Below are 18214 nucleotides of genomic sequence, written 5' to 3'. Positions count from 1 at the left end.
GGAAGGAATGACGACTCGATGGTGCCCGTGGATGCGACACCGAGCAGCGCGGCCCCTGTCGGCGCGTCGCCCGAGTCGGTGACGTCGTCGGGTGCGCCCGGTTCGACGGTCGGATTCGCGTCGACGGAAGCGGTCGAGGCGTATCGCAGCCGTCGGCGCGGGTTGCCGGGTTCGGACGACCGGTACGACGAACTGCTGAGTGACGGCGCCGGCGAGAGAGACGGGAAAGTCTCGGGCCTCCGTCGGCAGTGGTCGGAACTGATCGTCGGGCTCGATCGGGCCGGTCGCGGAGGCGAACGCGCCCTGCAGAATCGAGTTCGCAGCCTCGTCGACGAGCACGGGATCACGTACAACCCCGTGTCGGTGGGGGCGTCCGAGGCGCTCACGACTCCGGTGAGGTGGGGCCTCGACGGCATCCCGCTGGTGCTGGCCGCCGAGGACTGGGATGTTCTCGAGGCCGGACTGATCCAGCGCGCGCGTCTGCTCGATGCAGTTCTCACCGATCTCTACGGCGACATGCGCACGGTCACCGACGGTGTGATTCCTCCGCAACTGGTGTTCGGCGACCCCGGGTACGTCCGTGAGGCGCACGGGATCACCGTGCCAGGTCCACGGCAACTGTTCTTCCACGCCGCCGACGTGGGCCGGGCATCCGACGGTCGGTTCCGAGTGGTCGCCGATCGAACACAGGCGCCGTCGGGAATCGGGTACGCGCTCGCGGACCGCCGTGTGATGTCGCGGGCGACGCCCGAGTTGTTCCAGGACACGAATCCGCGCCCGTTGTCGACGTTCGCTCGCGCTGTCCGGTCTGCGCTCATCGACGCCGCCCCCGCGGCTGCCGAGGACCCCGTCGTCGTGGTCCTCAGTCCCGGATCGCACTCGGAGACGGCTTTCGACCAGGCGTACCTCGCCACTGTGCTCGGGTTCCCGCTGGTGGAGAACGCCGATCTGGTGGTGCGCGACGGATGCCTGTGGATGCGTTCGCTCGGCAAACTTCGCCGGGTGGACGTGGTCCTGCGGCGCGTCGACGCCGAGTTCACCGACCCGTTGGATCTGCGTCCCGATTCGCGGTTGGGTGTCGTGGGGCTGGTCGAGGTTCTACGTCGCGGTGCAGTCACCGTGGTCAACACCCTCGGCAGTGGTGTGCTCGAGAATCCGGCACTTCCTTCTCTTCTACCCGCGCTGAGTCGTGCGTTGCTCGACGAGGACCTGCTGCTCGAGTCGACGCCGTCGATCTGGGGCGGGGAGCAGCACGGGGTCTCGCGTCTGACGGCAGGCGTTCGCTCGTTGATCTTCCGATCCGTGACGACTTGTGACACCGTCGTCGGCCACGACCTGACCGATGCCGCGGCAGGCGAATTCGTCGATCGTCTGCGTGCCGAGCCGTGGACGTGGGTCGGTCAGGAAGTCCCCGAGTTCTCCAGTGCACCCGCCGGGTCGGGTTTCGGCGGCACGATCGGTGCCGCCGAAGTCGGGATGAGGCTGTTCAGCGTCGCCCAGCGAACGGGATACACGCCGATGACGGGCGGCCTGGGGCAGGTCCTGGTCACCTCGCCCGTGGCGGACCCGCTGATCACGGTGGCGTCGAAGGACGTGTGGGTGCGTTCCGCCGAGCGGGTGACCACGGCCGATTCGGCTGCCCACACGCCGCCCGCCTCGGTCGAGGAATTGCCGCAGTACGCGGCGACCGAGAACGTCGACGTCGTCAGCTCGCCCCGCGTGCTCGGCGATCTGTTCTGGTTCGGGCGCTACAGCGAACGCGCCGAGGACATGACACGTCTGTTGATCGCGGCGCGCGAACGACACCAGGATTACCGCTCGATGCCGTGGCTGGACGGCAGCGACAGCCTGCCCATCCTGCTGCAGGCCGTGACGAAGGTGTCTCGTACCGGCCCCGGCTTCTTCGACGAGGACGTCTGCGCCGACGCGGTCGCCGAGCTTCGGTCGCTGATGCTCGACGTGGACCGACTCGGCTCGGTCGCACAGTCGGTGGATCGTCTGCAGCAAGCCGCGCGAGGTGTCAGGGATCAGCTGTCGAACGACACCTGGGCTGTTCTGAGCCGGATCGAGGCAGCGCTGGGCGAGCTAGCCGACACCGACACCGCCGACGGCGCACAACTGGCGGCGTCGCAGTCTTCGGTGCTGCGCGGTCTGCTGTCACTGTCCGGTCTGGCGTCCGAGTCGATGGTGCGTGACGCGGGCTGGTACCTGATGGACTGCGGCCGCCGGATCGAGCGCGGGCTTCAGCTGACGGCACTGCTGTCCGCCACGCTGAGCCATGCGTTGACACCGTCGACCGAGCAGGCGGTCATCGATTCCGTGCTCGGCGCGGCGGAATCGTCGGTGATCTATCGTCGCCGCAACCGGGGCCGTGCACGCCCCGCCGCCGTCGCGCAGCTGCTGTTGTTCGACGAATACAACCCACGATCGTTGGTCTATCAGTTGGATCGAGTCAAGGACGATCTCGGAGCGCTTCCCGACGCGTCGGGCACGTCGCGGGCGGAACAACTCGTCGAACAGATCGCGGTGCGGCTGCGACGCGTGGATCCGGGCGACCTCGAAAGCGTCGACGCCTCGGGCAGGCGGGTGGACCTCGTCGAGTTGGTGGACGGCATTCACGATCAGCTCGAGGAACTCTCTCGTGTGGTGCTTGCGACGCACATGGTGCTTCCCGGCGGGACTCAGCCGCTGTGGGGGACGGTCGGCGGTAACCTCTCGCAACGTCAGACGACGGGAAGTGGTGATTTCCGATGAGCAGGCGGTACAGAATCCGGCACATCACCACCTACACGTATTCGGATCGCGTGACCTCGTCGTACGGACGCGGGTTTCTCGCTCCGCGGGAGTTCGAGGGTCAGCGTTGCCTCGAGAAGTCGGTCGAGGTGCAGCCGGCGCCGACGGATCAGTCCTACGGCGTCGATGTCTTCGGAAACGAGGACGTGTACTTCCACGTGACGAGCGACCACGACAGACTGGTCGTGACCGCCGATTCGCTCGTGGAGGTCGACGAGCCGTCCACTCGGGACCTGGAGTCGGGTGCGACGGAACCGTGGGAGACGGCCAGGCCGCAGGCACCGGGGGAGTACACCGCGTCCGGTGCACGTGCCACGGCCGTGGAGTTCGTTCTCGACCTCGTCACGCCGGAGATCACCGACGGCGTCGTGGCGTACGCGGAGGCGAGCTTTCCGGCAGGTCGGCCACTCCGAGAGGCGATCGTCGATCTGACGCACCGCATCTTCACCGATTTCACCTACCAGTCCGGCTCCACGACGGTGTCGACGAAAGTCGCGGACGTGCTCGAGGCGCGATCGGGCGTGTGCCAGGATTTCGCCAGGCTCGCGATCGCGTGCCTGCGGGCGAAAGGTCTTGCTGCTCGATACGTGTCCGGCTACCTGGCCACCGAACCCCCACCGGGCAAGGAACGGATGATCGGGGTGGACGCCACCCACGCCTGGGCTGCCGTGTGGACCGGCGCGGCTGGATGGCTCGCCTTCGACCCGACCAACGACCAACTCGTCGACGAGCGGTACACGACGGTGGCGTGGGGCCGTGACTACGCCGACGTTCCGCCACTACGAGGCGTCATCTACACCGAGGCGGAGGAAAGCAGCATCTCGGTGTCCGTGGACGTCGCTCCGGTCGGTTTTCCTGCGTCGTGACGAAATCGGTACGTAGGTTCCTCCAGTAGGTGCCGTCAGGCGCCACAGTCTGTCGGAACTACCGGGTATCTTGGTAGCCGATGACCGCAACATTGGCAGACCCTGTATCCGAGGTGGTGGCCGCCGCTCAGCACCTGCTGACGAGGCGCACCGGCGCACCTGTCAGGCTGGTGGACCCAGTCGATCTCGGAGGCAGTGGTCAAGCAACCGTCCTCCGAGTTCGGGTGGCGGAAAACCCCTTTCAGCTGCCACGCACTCTCGTGATCAAGCAGGTCAGGGAAGCGTCTGCCGATCTCGGTCCCGAGGTCGACTCGGCGGCCGACACCGAGTCCGGTGGCCCCTCCGCGTTTCTTCGGGAAGCCGCGTCGTATCAATTCGCCACGGCACTCGCCACCGACAGCAGGCCAGGTCCGGATCTGCTCGCCTACGATCTGGGTGCACGTCTGCTGATTCTCAGCGATCTCGGCGACGCGAGCCCCATCACGGCGCTACTGAAGCACTCCGATGCAGCGTCGGTCACCAACTCGCTGATGGCCATGGCGCAGGCGCTCGGGCGTATGCACGCTGCGACGGTGGGCCGAGAAGACGATTTCGCGGCACTGCTCCGTCGGGCCGGTGTACCGACCAGTGCCGACGGTATCTCGGCGCAGATCCCCGACGCGCTCGTCGCCGTCCCCCGGATGCTCGAGGAGGACCTCGGCATCACCGACACTCCGGATGCTGTGCGTGAACGCGTCGAGCGCAGCGGCCGTCTGTTCGCCCACGGTGCGTTTCGTGCTTTCAGTCCGTCCGACCTCTGCCCGGACAACATCCTCGTCAACGAGGAAGGTGTCCGCTTCCTGGACTACGAGTGGGGTGGCTTCCGCGACGCCACACTGGACATCACGTACGCGCTGGCGTCGTTCCCCGGCTGCCTGTGCCACTTCGAGCTGTCCGCCGACCGAGCGCAGGCCATGATCGACGCGTGGCGCGCCGAGGTCGTCGGCATCTGGCCGCATCTGGCCGACGACGGTGTTCTGGCGTCGAAGATCCTGGATGCGCAGCTCATCTGGGTCTGGTTGACGACGTACTGGTTCCTCCCGAACGACCACACCCGTATCGCTGCTGCGCGCGCGCATCATCTGTCGGTGCCGCGTTCGGATGCGCTCATCTCTCGATGGAACGTCCTCGTCGACCAAGCAACTCGGACGGGTGACACCGATGTCGCCGCGTTCGCCCTCCGCGTCGTCACGGCGCTGGAGAGCAAGTGGGATCGCTGATCGGGGAATGAACGCGAGTTTCGGCTCCGGTCTCGACGACAACGACGAACACGGTCTGTTCGACGCGCCGACCGACGAGCCATCCACCCCGGGTGAGCTGGATTCGGTCCTCGAACAGTCGTTTCAGGCGCGTCCGTACACGCCACCCGAGGCGCCGTTGGCGGTGCGGATGCGCCCCGTCACGCTGGACGAGGTCGTCGGCCAGAGCCATCTGCTCAAGCCGGGAGCACCGCTGCGCCGGCTCGTCGACGGTTCCGGCGCGTCGTCGGTCATGCTCTACGGACCTCCGGGGACGGGCAAGACCACGCTCGCCTCGCTCATCTCGGGCGCAACCGGACGAAAGTTCGAGGCCCTGTCCGCGTTGTCGGCCGGCGTGAAGGAAGTCCGCGGGGTCATCGATCTCGCGCGACGTCGATTGACTGCGGGTGAACAGACCGTCCTCTTCATCGACGAGGTACACCGGTTCTCCAAAACACAGCAGGACGCGTTGCTCGCCGCGGTGGAGAACCGCATCGTGCTTCTGGTCGCCGCGACGACGGAGAATCCCTCGTTCTCGGTGGTGTCACCGTTGCTGTCGAGGTCGCTCGTGCTGCAGTTGCAGCCTCTCGCGTCGTCGGACATCGAGATGTTGCTGACCCGCGCTGCGAACGATCCACGCGGACTCGACGGTGCGGTGTCCATCGACGAGGACGCGATGGAACATCTCGTCCGACTCGCTGCAGGTGATGCCCGACGCGCACTGACCGCGCTGGAGGCAGCGGCGGGTGCGGCTACCGGGCCGGTGCTGGATCTGGCGACCGTCGAAGCGAGCGTGGACAAGGCGGCGGTGAGGTACGACCGCGACGGAGACCAGCACTACGACGTCATCAGCGCGTTCATCAAATCGATTCGTGGGTCGGATGTCGATGCGGCACTGCATTATCTGGCACGGATGATCACGGCAGGGGAGGACCCTCGGTTCATCGCCAGGCGACTCGTCGTTCATGCGAGCGAGGACGTCGGTATGGCAGACCCCACTGCGCTTCAGACCGCGACGGCCGCCGCGACGGCGGTGCAGATGATCGGTATGCCGGAGGCGCGGCTGGCGCTGGCTCAGGCCACCATCCATCTGGCGACGGCACCCAAATCGGGTGCTGTGATCGCTGCACTCGGTGCGGCCATGGCCGACGTCGCGGCAGGGAAGTCCGGCACCGTCCCTCCTCATCTTCGTGACGGCCACTACAAGGGCGCCGAGGCGCTCGGCAACGCGGTCGGATACAAGTACCCGCACAACGATCCCGGTGGGGTTCTTCGTCAGCAGTACCCGCCCGACGAGCTGGTCGGGGTGAACTACTACGAACCCACCGATCACGGAGTCGAACGGGAGATCGGCACACGCGTCGGCAAGCTCCGCAGGATCGTGCGCGGTGGATGACGCGCAGGTCGCGGCGCATGCGCGGGCGCCGTGGTTCTCCGGTTAACCTGTACCAGTGCAAACCCATGACATTCGCAGGCGTTTCCTCGACCACTTCGTGAAGGCGGGGCACACCGAAGTGCCCAGTGCCTCGCTCGTGCTCGACGACCCCAACCTGCTGTTCGTCAATGCGGGCATGGTGCAGTTCGTTCCGTACTTCCTGGGTCAGCAGACTCCGCCGTACGCAACGGCCACCAGCGTCCAGAAGTGCGTCCGCACACTGGATATCGAGAACGTCGGGATCACGACGCGCCACAACACCTTCTTCCAGATGGCCGGCAATTTCTCGTTCGGCGATTACTTCAAGCGTGACGCCATCAAGTTCGCGTGGTCGCTGCTGACGGGAAGCGTCGAGGACGGTGGCTACGGGTTCGATCCCGAGCGCATCTGGGTGACGGCGTACCTCGACGACGACGAGGCAATCGCGCTGTGGAAGGAACTCGCCGGGATTCCGGACGAGCGGATCCAGCGTCGCGGCATGGCGGACAACTACTGGTCGATGGGCATCCCCGGGCCGTGCGGTCCGTGCTCCGAGATCTACTACGACCGTGGCCCCGAGTACGGAGTCGACGGTGGTCCCGAGGCCGACGAGGATCGCTACATCGAGATCTGGAACCTCGTCTTCATGCAGAACGAGCGCGGCCAGGGGATCAGCAAGGACGACTTCGAGATACTCGGTCCGCTGCCGAAGCAGAACATCGACACCGGCATGGGCGTCGAGCGTGTCGCGTTCCTGCTGCAGGGCGTCGACAACGTGTACGAGACCGACTTGGTACGTCCGGTCATCGCCAAGGCCGAGGAACTCAGCGGACGCACGTACGGCGTCGATCACACCGACGATGTTCGTTTTCGTGTCATCGCGGACCACGCCCGCACGGCGGCACTGCTGATCTCCGACGGAGTCAACCCCGGCAACGACGGACGCGGTTACGTACTGCGGCGTCTGCTGCGCAGAATCGTGCGGTCCGCACGTCTGCTCGGTGCACCGGATCAGACGATGGCTCAGCTGATCACCGTCGTCCGAGACACGATGGCCGAGTCGTACCCCGAGTTGGTCTCCGGGTTCGACCGCATCCTCAACGTCTCGGTCGGCGAGGAGACGGCGTTCCTGAAGACCCTGACTTCGGGGTCCAAGCTGTTCGACACGGCCGCGGAGACGGTCAAGTCCTCGGGCAGGAAGACGATCGGCGGTGCCGAAGCGTTCGCGCTGCACGACACCTACGGATTCCCGATCGACCTGACGCTCGAGATGGCGTCGGAGGCGGGGCTGACCGTCGACGAGGACGGGTTCCGGTCGCTCATGGCCGAGCAACGTCAACGCGCCAAGGACGACGCCCGGGCCCGCAAGCATGCGCACACCGACCTGTCGGTGTACAAGGATTTCGTCGATCGTGGGCCGACCGAGTTCACCGGGTTCGACGAGTTGTCCTCGGAGGCGAACGTTCTCGCCCTGATCTCCGGCGGCGTCCGTGTCCCGACGGCCACTGCCGGGGAATCTGTCGAGGTGATCCTCGACCGGAGTCCGCTGTATGCGGAGTCCGGTGGTCAGATCGCGGACATCGGCACCATCACGGCGCCTGGACTGTCGGTCGAGGTCGACGATGTGCAGAAGATCGCCAAGAAGGTGTGGACGCACAAGGTGACGGTGCAGACAGGGCAGATCACCGAAGGCGACGTGGTACGTGTGTCCGTCGATCCGGCGTGGCGCAAGGGCGCGACGCAGGGCCACTCGGGTACGCACATGGTGCACGCCGCACTCCGACAGATTCTGGGCCCCAACGCAACTCAGGCCGGTTCGCTGAACAAGCCCGGCTATCTGCGGTTCGACTTCTCATGGCAGGGTGCGCTGACGGAATCGCAGCGAAGCGACATCGAAGCCGTCGCGAACGATGCGATCGGCGCCGACTTCGCGGTCAACACGTCCGTGACTGATCTCGCGAGTGCCAAGGCGATGGGCGCGATGGCGCTGTTCGGTGAGAACTACGGCGACGAGGTGCGTGTCGTGGAGATCGGCGGGCCGTTCTCGATGGAGCTGTGCGGCGGCACGCACGTCGAGCATTCCTCGCAGATCGGGCCCGTCACATTGCTGGGAGAGTCGTCGGTCGGGTCGGGTGTGCGCCGCGTGGAGGCATTCGTCGGACTCGATTCGTACCGGTACCTGGCGAAGGAACGTGCGCTTCTCGCGGGAGTCGCGTCGTCCCTGAAGGTTCCGAGCGAGGAAGTGCCGGCCCGAATCGAGACGCTGGTGGAGAAGCTCCGCGTGGCGGAGAAGGAGCTCGAGGCCGTCAAGGCTGCTGCGGTTCTGTCCTCGGCCGGGGATCTGGCCGCCGGCGCGGAGCGGATCGGCAGCGTTCGGGCGGTCATCTCTCGGGCACCGGACGGTGTGGGCGGAAACGACCTGCGGACCCTCGCGACCGACGTACGAGGCAGGCTCGGCAGTGACCCGGCGGTCGTCGTGCTGTTCGGCTCGGTGGACGGCAAGGTGCCGTTCGTCGTCGTCACCAACAAGGCCGCTCAGGACGCAGGCGTGAAGGCAGGCGAACTCGTCGGCAGTTTCGGTCCGGCGATCGGCGGACGTGGCGGCGGTAAAGCCGATTCCGCGCAGGGTTCCGGATCCGATCCGGACGGCATCGCCCAGGCCCTCGTGGCCGTCCGTGCTCGTATCTCCGAAGCAGTCGACGCCTGATCGTGAGTGAATCCACAGCCCGATCCGGCGCCGGTCGGACGCCGGATCGGCCAGGGTTCGACGACCCGGGACCAGGGAGACGGCTCGGGATCGACGTCGGCAGTGTCCGTATCGGTGTCGCATCGAGCGACCCGGGATGCGTACTGGCCACTCCGGTCGAGACCGTGGCCAGAGCCAAGGCGAAAGGCGCGGACGCATCCGATGTCGCTCGTGTCGTCGAGCTCGCCCGCGAATACGAGGTCGTCGAGATCGTCGTCGGGTTGCCGCGGACGTTGCGCGGCGAGAGCGGCTCCGCCGTCAAAGCAGCCCAGGGTTTCGCTCGCGTACTCGCACGGCACATACCGGACGTTCCGATCCGTATGGCCGACGAACGACTCACCACGGTGACGGCGTCGCGTGCGCTGCGCGACAGCGGCGTTCGCGCGAAAGCCCAACGCGGCGTGATCGATCAGGCCGCGGCCGTCGCAATCCTTCAGGGATGGCTGGACGAACGTTCGGCGCATCTCGCTCGGCAAGAACACCCAGTTTCCACCCCGTCGGAAGAGCAGAGTCGCATCCCGGAGGTCGGCGAGTGAACTACAGGCAGCACGAGGACGAGGCCCACACCGATCCGATCGGCTACCCGACCGGGGAGGGCAGCGAGTTCCATCGTGCCGTACACGAGGGCGCTGCCCCCAGAGGCCTGCCGCAGGAGGTCGGCCGGAGCAGGGCGCAGACAAGGCACGCACGCAAAGCCGGTAGCCGGCGCAAGCGCGGCCGCATCATCGGGGCCACACTCGGCCTCGTCCTGATTCTCGTGCTCGCGGGCGGAGGCTACTTCGTGTACGACCGGTTCTCCGGTGGCGCTGTCGTCGCGGAGGATTACCCGGCCGGTGCCCGCGGAGACTCCGTCGTCGTCCGGGTCCATCCCGGTGACACGGCGCAGCAGATCGGCGGCGAGGCCGTCGCCAAGGGAGTCGTCGCCAGCGAGGGGGCGTTCATGGGCGCCGCAGTCCAGAACTCCGCGATGGCGTCGGTGCAGCCGGGTTACTACCTGCTGCCCAGCAATGTGCCGGCATCCGAAGCCGTCGCCACTCTGGTGGACCCGGCGTCGCGCGTCGGAAGTGTGGTGATCTCCGAGGGACGCCAGCTGCACGACTCGCGTGACGTCAACACCGACGCGGTCAAGAAGGGCATCTACACGCTGTTGTCCGAGGCCAGTTGCGTCGACGCGACGGGAAGCGGAACCCCCACCTGCATCTCGTACGAGGACTTCAACGCCGCGGGTGGCGTCGACGACCCGACTGCGTTGGGGGTCCCGGCATGGGCAACCGATCAGGTACGTGGGGTCCCCGATCGTGATCGTCAACTCGAAGGACTGATCGCGGCAGGCAGCTGGGACATCGATCCCACCGCCACGCCGGGCGAGATCCTGAGTCAGCTCGTGTCCGAGAGTGCCACTACGTACGAGAGCACCGGAATCCTGACCGCCGGAACCAATTCCGGCCTCGATCCGTATCAGACTCTGGTCGCCGCATCCCTCGTCGAACGTGAGTCGTTGCCTGCGGACTTCAGCAAGGTCGCGCGGGTGATCATCAACCGCCTGGCCGAGCCTCAGAAGCTGGAGTTCGACTCGACGGTCAACTACGCGCTCGACACCACCGAGGTCGCGACGACCGACCTCGACCGGGCGACCGTTACTCCGTGGAACACCTATGCGATGGAAGGACTCCCGGCCACTCCGATCGCCGCGCCGAGCGTCGCGGCGGTGGAAGCGGTCGAAGCGCCGGCCGACGGTGACTGGCTGTACTTCGTCACCATCAACGCGGCGGGCGACACGCTGTTCACCCGCAGCTACGACGAGCACCTTGCGAACATCGGACTGGTCGAGGACGGCTTCCTCGAGAGCGGCCGCTGATCGGTGCATGCTGCTGTTCTGGGGAGCCCCATCGGGCACTCGAAGTCTCCGCTTCTCCACCGTGCTGCGTACGCCGCCCTCGGGTTGACCGACTGGACGTACGAGAGAATCGAATGCACGGGGGAGCAGCTTCCCGGGCTCGTCGACGGGCTCGCCTCCGACTGGATCGGTCTGTCGGTGACGATGCCGGGCAAGGTCGCGGCCCTCACCTACGCCGACGAACGCACCGAACGTGCTGTGCTCGCTGGATCGGCCAACACGCTCGTTCGCGTCGACGGGCACTGGCGAGCTGACTGCACCGACGTCGACGGTGTGCTCGGGGCGTTGAGGGAAGCCGGGACCGACGATCTGACGGGAACGGCCGTCACCGTCGTCGGAGCCGGTGGCACGTCACGGCCGGCGATCGTCGCCCTGGCCGAATTGGGCGCGACATCGGTCACCGTCGTCGCACGCTCGCGTGAGAGAGCACAGGACACCCTCGACTGCGCGGCGGCGTCGGGAGTGCGCGCAGCTTTTCTGGCCGTCGACGATCCCGAACTGGCCGACACTGCGGCTGCGTCGTCGGTGTTGGTCAGTACCGTTCCGGCGAACGGCGCCGCACCGTACGCACACGCGATGGCGCAGGCTCCCGTCGTCCTCGACGCGATCTACGACCCGTGGCCGACTCCGTTGGCCGACGCAGTCCGCGGCGCAGGCGGCACCGTCGTCTCCGGTCTGGCCATGCTGCTGAACCAGGCGTACGGGCAGGTCGAGCAGTTCACGGGTCGGCCCGCACCCAAGGACGAGATGCGCGCCGCCCTCGCCGCGCCGTAGCGCCGTCCGGTGAACGGCCTGCGCGTTGTCCACAGGTCGGCGGTTGTGCACAGGGCAATGTCCGAGCTGGGACGTCGCGTCGGCTCCCTCGGGTGCTCGGTCCAGAGTGATTCCCGTGACGTGGTGCGCTCTGTTCGTCCTGTGGTGCGTGGTGTCCAGCGCGGTCGACCTCGCGACTCGCAGGCTCCCGAACCTCCTCACCGGCGTCGGGGCGGCCGGACTGATCGGATGGGCTGTCACCGGTGACGAGTACGGTGCGACGTTCGCGGGCGCCGGTGCATTGTTCGGGTGTTATCTGGTGGTGCACCTGGCGGTGCCACGCGCGTTCGGTGCCGGTGACGTCAAGTTGGCGTTCACCGTCGGAGGCGTCGCGGGACAGTTCGGTGTGGACGCGTGGGCCATGGCGGCCGTGACTGCGCCGCTGCTCACCGGGGCGGCCGGGATGGCCTGTGTCCTCGCCGGGCGACGCCACGTCGCAGTGCCCCACGGCCCGGCGATGTGCGCGGCGACCCTGCTGGCGATCACCGTGGCCCCGACGTGAAAAGATGGTCGCTGTGCTGCGCTGGATAACTGCCGGAGAATCCCACGGTCCCGCTCTCGTATCCATTCTCGAAGGAATGGTGGCGGGCGTCGAGGTGAACTCCGAGGACATTGCCACTCAACTCGCTCGTCGCCGTCTTGGGTACGGCCGAGGTGCGCGGATGAAGTTCGAGGCGGACAAGGTCACCATCACCGGCGGTGTGCGGCACGGTCGTACCCTCGGTGGCCCCATCGCCATCGAGGTGGGTAACACCGAGTGGCCGAAGTGGGAGCAGGTCATGTCGGCCGATCCCATCGATCAGAGCGTCCTGTCGGATCTCGCACGCAACACACCGCTGACACGCCCACGGCCGGGCCACGCCGACTACTCGGGCATGCTCAAGTACGGATTCGACGACGCCCGCCCGGTTCTCGAGCGCGCGAGTGCGCGTGAGACCGCGGCTCGTGTCGCGATCGGCACCGTCGCCCGTCGATTCCTGAAGCAGGCATTCGGTGTCGACGTCGTCTCGCACGTCATCTCCATCGGTGCCTCCGATCCTTACGTCGGCCCGCCGCCGCACGGTGACGACCTCGACGCCATCGACGCAAGTCCGGTGCGGGCGTTCGACAAGGCGGCCGAGGAATCGATGATCGCCGAGATCGAAGCAGCCAAGCGAGACGGCGACACCCTCGGCGGAATCGTCGAGGTCGTCGTGCACGGGTTGCCCGTGGGTCTCGGGTCCTTCGTCAGCGGCGAGAGCCGGCTCGACGCACGGCTCGCTGCCGCACTCATGGGGATCCAGGCCATCAAGGGTGTCGAGGTCGGCGACGGCTTCGAGACTGCCCGTCGACGCGGCAGCGCCGCGCACGACGAGATGACACCCGGGCCCGACGGCATTCTCCGTTCCACCAACCGCGCCGGTGGGCTCGAGGGCGGAATGACCAACGGTGAAGCCATCCGCGTCCGCGCGGCCATGAAGCCCATCTCCACGGTGCCTCGTGCTCTCGCGACGGTCGACATGAGTACCGGCGACGAAGCCGTCGCCATTCACCAGCGTTCCGACGTGTGCGCCGTGCCCGCCGCGGGGGTCGTCGCCGAGACCATGGTGGCTCTCGTCGTCGCGCAGGCAGCGTTGGAGAAGTTCGGTGGAGATTCGTTGGCGGAGACGGTCAGCAACGTCGATCACTACGTGAAGGGCACAGCTGCCCGACCTCCGCGATGACTCCGTACGCGGTGCTGGTCGGCCCGCCCGGCGCCGGCAAGTCCACGATCGGTCGACGGGTCGCCGCGGCGCTGGAGCTCGAGCTTCTGGACACCGACGTGGCCATCGAACGGACCACGGGGCGCACGATCGCGGACATTTTCTCGCAAGATGGGGAACCGGCCTTCCGAAGCATCGAGGAGACCGTCGTCGCAGAGGCGTTGGCGACGCACTCCGGCGTCGTCTCCCTCGGAGGTGGTTCGGTGTTGTCCGAACGGACCCGAGCACTTCTGGCGCCGTTGCCCGTCGTGTACCTCGAGATCAGTGTCGCCGAGGGCCTGCGGCGCACCGGCGCGAACACCGCCCGGCCACTGTTGGCCGGGCCCGATCCACGCGCGAAGTACCAACATCTGATGCGAACACGTCGACCTCTCTACCGCGGAGTCGCGTCCATTCGAGTACGTACCGACGGTCGAAGTCCGGCGCGGGTCGTCGGGCAGGTCGTCTCGAAACTGACCCAGTACCACGAGCAGAAAAGTGTGAGGTGACCGATATGACCGAGCCTGTGCGCGTCATGGTCGAAACGGCTGCTCCCTACCCGGTGATCATCGGACGGGGATTGTTGAACGATCTGGTCGACGAACTCGCCGGTGTGGCGACCGTTGCCATCTTTCATCAACCTCCGCTGGCCGAGACCGCCGAAGTGGTACGAGAGTCGTTGGCGGCGAAGGGAATCGATGCTCACCGCATCGAGATCCCCGATGCCGAGGACGGCAAGGAACTTGCCGTGGCCGGCTTCTGCTGGGAGGTTCTCGGACGAATCGGACTGACGAGATCCGACGCTGTGGTGAGCCTCGGCGGCGGTGCCGCCACAGATCTGGCGGGTTTCGTCGCTGCGACGTGGATGCGCGGCGTGAAGATCGTCCACGTCCCGACGACGCTGCTTGCGATGGTCGACGCTGCCGTCGGCGGCAAGACGGGCATCAACACCGAGGCCGGCAAGAACCTCGTCGGGTCGTTCCACGAGCCGTCGGCGGTCCTGGTCGACCTGGCCACACTGGAAACGGTCCCGCGCAACGAGATAGTCGCGGGTCTCGCCGAGGTCATCAAGACGGGCTTCATCGCCGACCCGGTGATCCTCGACCTGATCGAGGCCGACCCGGAGGCTGCGCTCGACCCGTCGGGCACCGTGCTGCCCGAGCTGATTCGGCGTTCCGTCGAGGTCAAGGCACGCGTGGTGGCCGCGGACCTCAAGGAGTCCAACCTGCGCGAGATCCTGAACTACGGGCACACCCTCGGCCACGCGATCGAGCGACGTGAACGATACCGCTGGCGCCACGGCGCAGCAGTCGCGGTGGGCCTGGTGTTCGCAGCCGAACTGGGCCGGCTCGCGGGCCGCCTGGACGACGCGACCGCAGACCGTCATCGCAGTGTGCTCGAAGCAGTGGGACTTCCCGTGGGCTACGACGGCGACGCCTTCGGCGACCTGCTCAAGGGAATGCAGTCCGACAAGAAGAACCGTGCGAGGCTGCTGCGCTTCGTTGTGCTCGACGGGCTGGCCAAGCCGGGTCGTCTCGAAGGACCGGACCCGTCCCTGCTGGTGGCGGCCTACTCGGCCATCGCGAAGGACAACTCGGGTTCGTCGTCCACCGGCATCCTGCTCTGACCGACCTGCTCTGACCCGTCCGCTCTGACCAGTGAGGGCATGTGTGCACGTGCACACATGCCCTCACCGGTCAGCTCAGGGGACTACCTGTCTTTCTCGACCGCCGGGAAGACCTCGGTGTCGGAGTTGTCTCCCGACCATTGCGATTGCTCTCGGCCCGCCTGATCGCGACCGGACTGATGCCGTCCGGACTGCTGAGGAGCACCTGCGGTGCTGTCCACCGGATGGCGGTCGTGCCGTTCCTTGGCGTGCTCCTCGTCCGCGGCCGCAAGTTTCTTGTTGGCTTCTCGCCCCGCCAGAAGCCGACCCAGGAAGACCGCGATGGTGGCAGGAATGAAGATGACCAACACCGTGAACGCGGCCCCGGAGGTCAATTCGAAGAAGAGGGTGTTCTGACCGACGCTGAAGTCGACGATGAGCTGGACCAGCCAGGTCACCAGACCGGCAGCCAGGCCGCCCAATGCCGCAGCCTTGAGCCAGACCATGGTCAAGTCCTCGCCGTAGTCCGGATCGGGATTCTTCCGCCGGTCCCGAATGCCGTCCAGCCCCGCCCAGACGACGACGGCGATCAACACCACCGCGATGCCCAGCCACCGGAGTTGCGATCCGTGCAGAGGCCACTGAGTCACAGTGACGCCGAGAAGAATTCGCACCCCCACGTTGATCAAGCACATGCCGATTCCGCGTACCACCCACCCTGTCATGGGGGACAGCCTAGCCCTACGCGCCGGTAGGTGTGTCCGACCCCACAGAACTGTCCGGCGGTAGTTTGTAGGAATGCCTGTAGATCACAGCGGCAGACGCGCCGCTCTTCGGCGAAGCATGGAAGCGAACGATCTCGAATCCCTGCTCGTCACCGACCTTCTCAACATTCGCTACCTCACCGGATTCACCGGGTCCAACGCCGCGTTGATCGTATCGATTCACGATTCGCCGGGCCGCGAGGACAACACGGTCGTCTGCACGGACGGGCGTTACGTGACCCAGGTCGCCGATCAGGTGCCGGACCTGCGAGCCGTGATCGACCGCGCGTCGGCGTCGTACCTCCTGGGCGGCGAACTCGCGCCCAGGAACGCATCGATCGGCTTCGAATCCCACGTCGTCACGGTCGACCAGCACCGGGCGTGGACGAGCCTCGACTCCGCCCTGAATCTCGTTCGTAGTCCCGGTCTGGTGGAGGACCTGCGGATGGTCAAGGACGAGCACGAGGTAGCCCTGCTGCGCGATGCATGCCGGGCAGCGGACGACGCGTTCGCGGTGCTGGTGGAGCGTGGATCCGTCGCTGCTGGACGTACCGAACTCGAGGTCGCCCGAGAACTGGAATCGCTGATGATCGAGCACGGAGCCGACGGAATCTCGTTCGAGACCATCGTGGCAGCCGGGCCCAACTCGGCCGTTCCGCATCACCGCCCGACATCCGCGGTCCTGGCGACCGGTGACTTCGTGAAGTTCGATTTCGGAGCGCTGGTCGGGGGCTATCACTCGGACATGACGCGCACACTCGTCATCGGCGCTCCGCAGGACTGGCAGAAGGATCTGTACGCGTTGGTGTTGCAGTCGCAGACGGCAGGCAGGGACGCCCTTGCACCTGGTGTGAGCACGGCGTCCGTCGACGCAGCGTCGCGCTCGGTGATCGAGGAGGCCGGTTACGGCGAGTTCTTCCTCCACGGGCTCGGCCACGGCGTCGGACTGGAAATCCACGAAGCGCCGGGAATTGCCCGCACCAGCACCGGTACACTGCTGAGCGGTGCAGCTGTGACCGTCGAGCCGGGAGTGTATTTCTCGGGACGCGGTGGCGTCCGGATCGAAGACACGCTTATCGTCCGTGACGGCGGTCCCGAGCTGCTGACCATGACCAGCAAGGAACTTACTCTCGTGTGACGCACGGCAGTTCCTGAACACGAGAAACACGAGGAGACGTAAGAGCCAGTGGCTTCCACAAGCGATTTCAAGAACGGTCTTGTCCTCAGCATCGAGAACCAGCTGTGGTCGATCATCGAGTTCCAGCACGTCAAGCCGGGCAAGGGCCCCGCGTTCGTGCGCACCAAGCTCAAGAACGTCCTGTCGGGCAAGGTCGTCGACAAGACCTTCAACGCGGGCGTCAAGGTGGACACCGCAACCGTCGACCGCCGCGACATGACGTACCTGTACCACGACGGTTCGGACTTCGTGTTCATGGACGGCGACACGTTCGACCAGATCTCCATCAGCGAGGCCACCGTCGGCGAGAGCTCGCGATTCCTCCTGGAGAACATGAAGGTCCAGGTCGCGACGCACGAGGGCGCACCGCTGTACGTCGAGCTGCCCGTCACGGTCGAGCTCGAGGTCAAGCACACCGATCCCGGCCTCCAGGGAGATCGCTCCACCGGCGGCACCAAGCCCGCCACCCTCGAGACCGGCGCCGAGGTGTCGGTTCCGCTGTTCGTCAACACGGGCGACAAGCTGAAGATCGATTCGCGTGACGGCAACTACCTCGGGCGTGTGAATTCCTGACGTGTCGTCGAAGAAGAACCATTCGGCCGGCAAAGGTGAGCCGGTGAAGAAGCTCGGTGCACGCCACAAGGCCCGCAAGCGGGCCGTGGACTTCCTGTTCGAAGCCGAGGCTCGGGACACCGATCCTGTGAACCTGGCGAAGGAACGCATCGAGCTCGCTCGCGGCGACGATTCGATCGCGCCGGTCAGCGAGTACACCGAAACTCTCGTCGGCGGGGTAGCGGAGAACCTGGACCGGCTGGACAGTGTGATTTCCGATCACCTGACCGACTGGACCCTGAACAGGCTTCCCGCGGTGGATCGGGCGATCCTTCGTGTCGCGGTGTGGGAACTGTTCCACGCCACCGACGTGCCTCCCGTCGTCGCTGTCGACGAAGCGGTCGAACTGGCCAAGCAGCTGTCCACCGACGATTCACCGTCGTTCGTCAACGGTGTTCTCGGCCAGATCGTTCTCGTCGCCCCACAGGTCCGCGCAGCTGCTGCTGCGGTGTCCTCTCGGGACGACGCGAACAGCAGCACCGACAGCGAGTAATACCGCTCACGCGACGCTCCCCGAATTACGCCGTC

General features: G+C 66.4%; 16 protein-coding genes. 15 read left to right on the top strand and 1 reads right to left on the bottom strand.

What is annotated here, in order from left to right:
* Window positions 1–18 precede the first annotated feature (18 nt).
* The 12 genes from CH292_RS23185 (at window position 19) to aroB (ending at window position 15154) form a co-directional block, all read left to right on the top strand.
* Window positions 19–2754, top strand: a complete 2736-nt coding sequence (locus tag CH292_RS23185) for a circularly permuted type 2 ATP-grasp protein (RefSeq protein WP_094655827.1) — start codon at window positions 19–21, stop codon at window positions 2752–2754.
* Window positions 2751–3659, top strand: coding sequence for a transglutaminase family protein (locus tag CH292_RS23180; protein ID WP_019666405.1), 909 nt, complete (start codon window positions 2751–2753; stop codon window positions 3657–3659). Before CH292_RS23185 ends, CH292_RS23180 begins: the two co-directional genes overlap by 4 nt.
* Window positions 3660–3739: 80 nt before the next feature.
* The gene (locus CH292_RS23175; RefSeq protein WP_019666404.1) at window positions 3740–4918 is read left to right on the top strand and encodes a hypothetical protein; all 1179 of its coding nucleotides are present in this window, start codon (window positions 3740–3742) and stop codon (window positions 4916–4918) included.
* Between the two features lie 7 nt (window positions 4919–4925).
* Window positions 4926–6332, top strand: a complete 1407-nt coding sequence (locus CH292_RS23170) for a replication-associated recombination protein A (RefSeq protein ID WP_094655826.1) — start codon at window positions 4926–4928, stop codon at window positions 6330–6332.
* Between the two features lie 55 nt (window positions 6333–6387).
* A complete protein-coding gene (alaS, locus tag CH292_RS23165) occupies window positions 6388–9057 on the top strand; it encodes an alanine--tRNA ligase (RefSeq protein ID WP_033189679.1) in 2670 nt (889 codons plus the stop codon).
* 2 nt (window positions 9058–9059) lie between these two features.
* On the top strand, window positions 9060–9632 hold the full coding sequence (gene ruvX, locus CH292_RS23160) for a Holliday junction resolvase RuvX (protein ID WP_019666401.1): 573 nt from the start codon (window positions 9060–9062) through the stop codon (window positions 9630–9632).
* Window positions 9629–10954, top strand: coding sequence for an endolytic transglycosylase MltG (mltG, locus tag CH292_RS23155; protein WP_020110133.1), 1326 nt, complete (start codon window positions 9629–9631; stop codon window positions 10952–10954). Before ruvX ends, mltG begins: the two co-directional genes overlap by 4 nt.
* Before the next feature lie 3 nt (window positions 10955–10957).
* Window positions 10958–11767, top strand: a complete 810-nt coding sequence (locus CH292_RS23150; protein ID WP_020110132.1) for a shikimate dehydrogenase — start codon at window positions 10958–10960, stop codon at window positions 11765–11767.
* Window positions 11768–11882: 115 nt separating this feature from the next.
* Entirely contained in the window at window positions 11883–12308 is a 426-nt protein-coding gene (locus tag CH292_RS23145) for an A24 family peptidase (RefSeq protein WP_230594246.1), read from the top strand.
* 13 nt (window positions 12309–12321) lie between these two features.
* Window positions 12322–13509: a chorismate synthase gene (gene aroC / locus CH292_RS23140; protein WP_094655883.1), complete on the top strand. Its 1188-nt coding sequence runs from the start codon at window positions 12322–12324 to the stop codon at window positions 13507–13509.
* Window positions 13506–14036, top strand: coding sequence for a shikimate kinase (locus CH292_RS23135; protein WP_019666396.1), 531 nt, complete (start codon window positions 13506–13508; stop codon window positions 14034–14036). Before aroC ends, CH292_RS23135 begins: the two co-directional genes overlap by 4 nt.
* Before the next feature lie 5 nt (window positions 14037–14041).
* Window positions 14042–15154 (top strand): 3-dehydroquinate synthase, encoded by a 1113-nt coding sequence (aroB, locus tag CH292_RS23130; protein WP_094655882.1) that lies wholly within the window; start codon window positions 14042–14044, stop codon window positions 15152–15154.
* A gap of 83 nt (window positions 15155–15237) precedes the next feature.
* On the opposite strand, the gene CH292_RS23125 is transcribed toward aroB, so the two are convergent.
* Window positions 15238–15858 (bottom strand): B-4DMT family transporter, encoded by a 621-nt coding sequence (locus CH292_RS23125; RefSeq protein ID WP_019666394.1) that lies wholly within the window; start codon window positions 15856–15858, stop codon window positions 15238–15240.
* Between the two features lie 73 nt (window positions 15859–15931).
* Between CH292_RS23125 and CH292_RS23120 the strand changes: the two genes are divergently transcribed.
* The 3 genes from CH292_RS23120 to nusB are packed head-to-tail and all read left to right on the top strand — an operon-like array spanning window position 15932 to window position 18179.
* On the top strand, window positions 15932–17035 hold the full coding sequence (locus CH292_RS23120; RefSeq protein WP_026348016.1) for a Xaa-Pro peptidase family protein: 1104 nt from the start codon (window positions 15932–15934) through the stop codon (window positions 17033–17035).
* 48 nt (window positions 17036–17083) lie between these two features.
* A complete protein-coding gene (efp, locus tag CH292_RS23115; protein WP_019666392.1) occupies window positions 17084–17647 on the top strand; it encodes an elongation factor P in 564 nt (187 codons plus the stop codon).
* A 43-nt stretch (window positions 17648–17690) separates the two neighbouring features.
* On the top strand, window positions 17691–18179 hold the full coding sequence (gene nusB, locus CH292_RS23110) for a transcription antitermination factor NusB (RefSeq protein ID WP_026348015.1): 489 nt from the start codon (window positions 17691–17693) through the stop codon (window positions 18177–18179).
* The last annotated feature ends 35 nt before the right edge of the window (window positions 18180–18214 follow it).

It is taken from the genome of Rhodococcus sp. 14-2470-1a, from assembly GCF_002259425.1.
Lineage (GTDB): Bacteria > Actinomycetota > Actinomycetes > Mycobacteriales > Mycobacteriaceae > Rhodococcoides > Rhodococcoides fascians_E.
This window is presented reverse-complemented; position numbering and strand designations above follow the sequence as displayed.

What these genes read in the sequence shown, in the direction of transcription:
- aroB (WP_094655882.1), top strand. Translation starts at nt 14,042, where the DNA reads ATGACCGAGCCTGTGCGCGTCATGGTCGAAACGGCTGCTCCCTACCCG.
- CH292_RS23120 (WP_026348016.1), top strand. Translation starts at nt 15,932, where the DNA reads ATGCCTGTAGATCACAGCGGCAGACGCGCCGCTCTTCGGCGAAGCATG.
- CH292_RS23180 (WP_019666405.1), top strand. Translation starts at nt 2,751, where the DNA reads ATGAGCAGGCGGTACAGAATCCGGCACATCACCACCTACACGTATTCG.
- CH292_RS23175 (WP_019666404.1), top strand. Translation starts at nt 3,740, where the DNA reads ATGACCGCAACATTGGCAGACCCTGTATCCGAGGTGGTGGCCGCCGCT.
- CH292_RS23135 (WP_019666396.1), top strand. Translation starts at nt 13,506, where the DNA reads ATGACTCCGTACGCGGTGCTGGTCGGCCCGCCCGGCGCCGGCAAGTCC.
- CH292_RS23125 (WP_019666394.1), bottom strand. Translation starts at nt 15,858, where the DNA reads ATGACAGGGTGGGTGGTACGCGGAATCGGCATGTGCTTGATCAACGTG.
- CH292_RS23170 (WP_094655826.1), top strand. Translation starts at nt 4,926, where the DNA reads ATGAACGCGAGTTTCGGCTCCGGTCTCGACGACAACGACGAACACGGT.
- CH292_RS23185 (WP_094655827.1), top strand. Translation starts at nt 19, where the DNA reads ATGGTGCCCGTGGATGCGACACCGAGCAGCGCGGCCCCTGTCGGCGCG.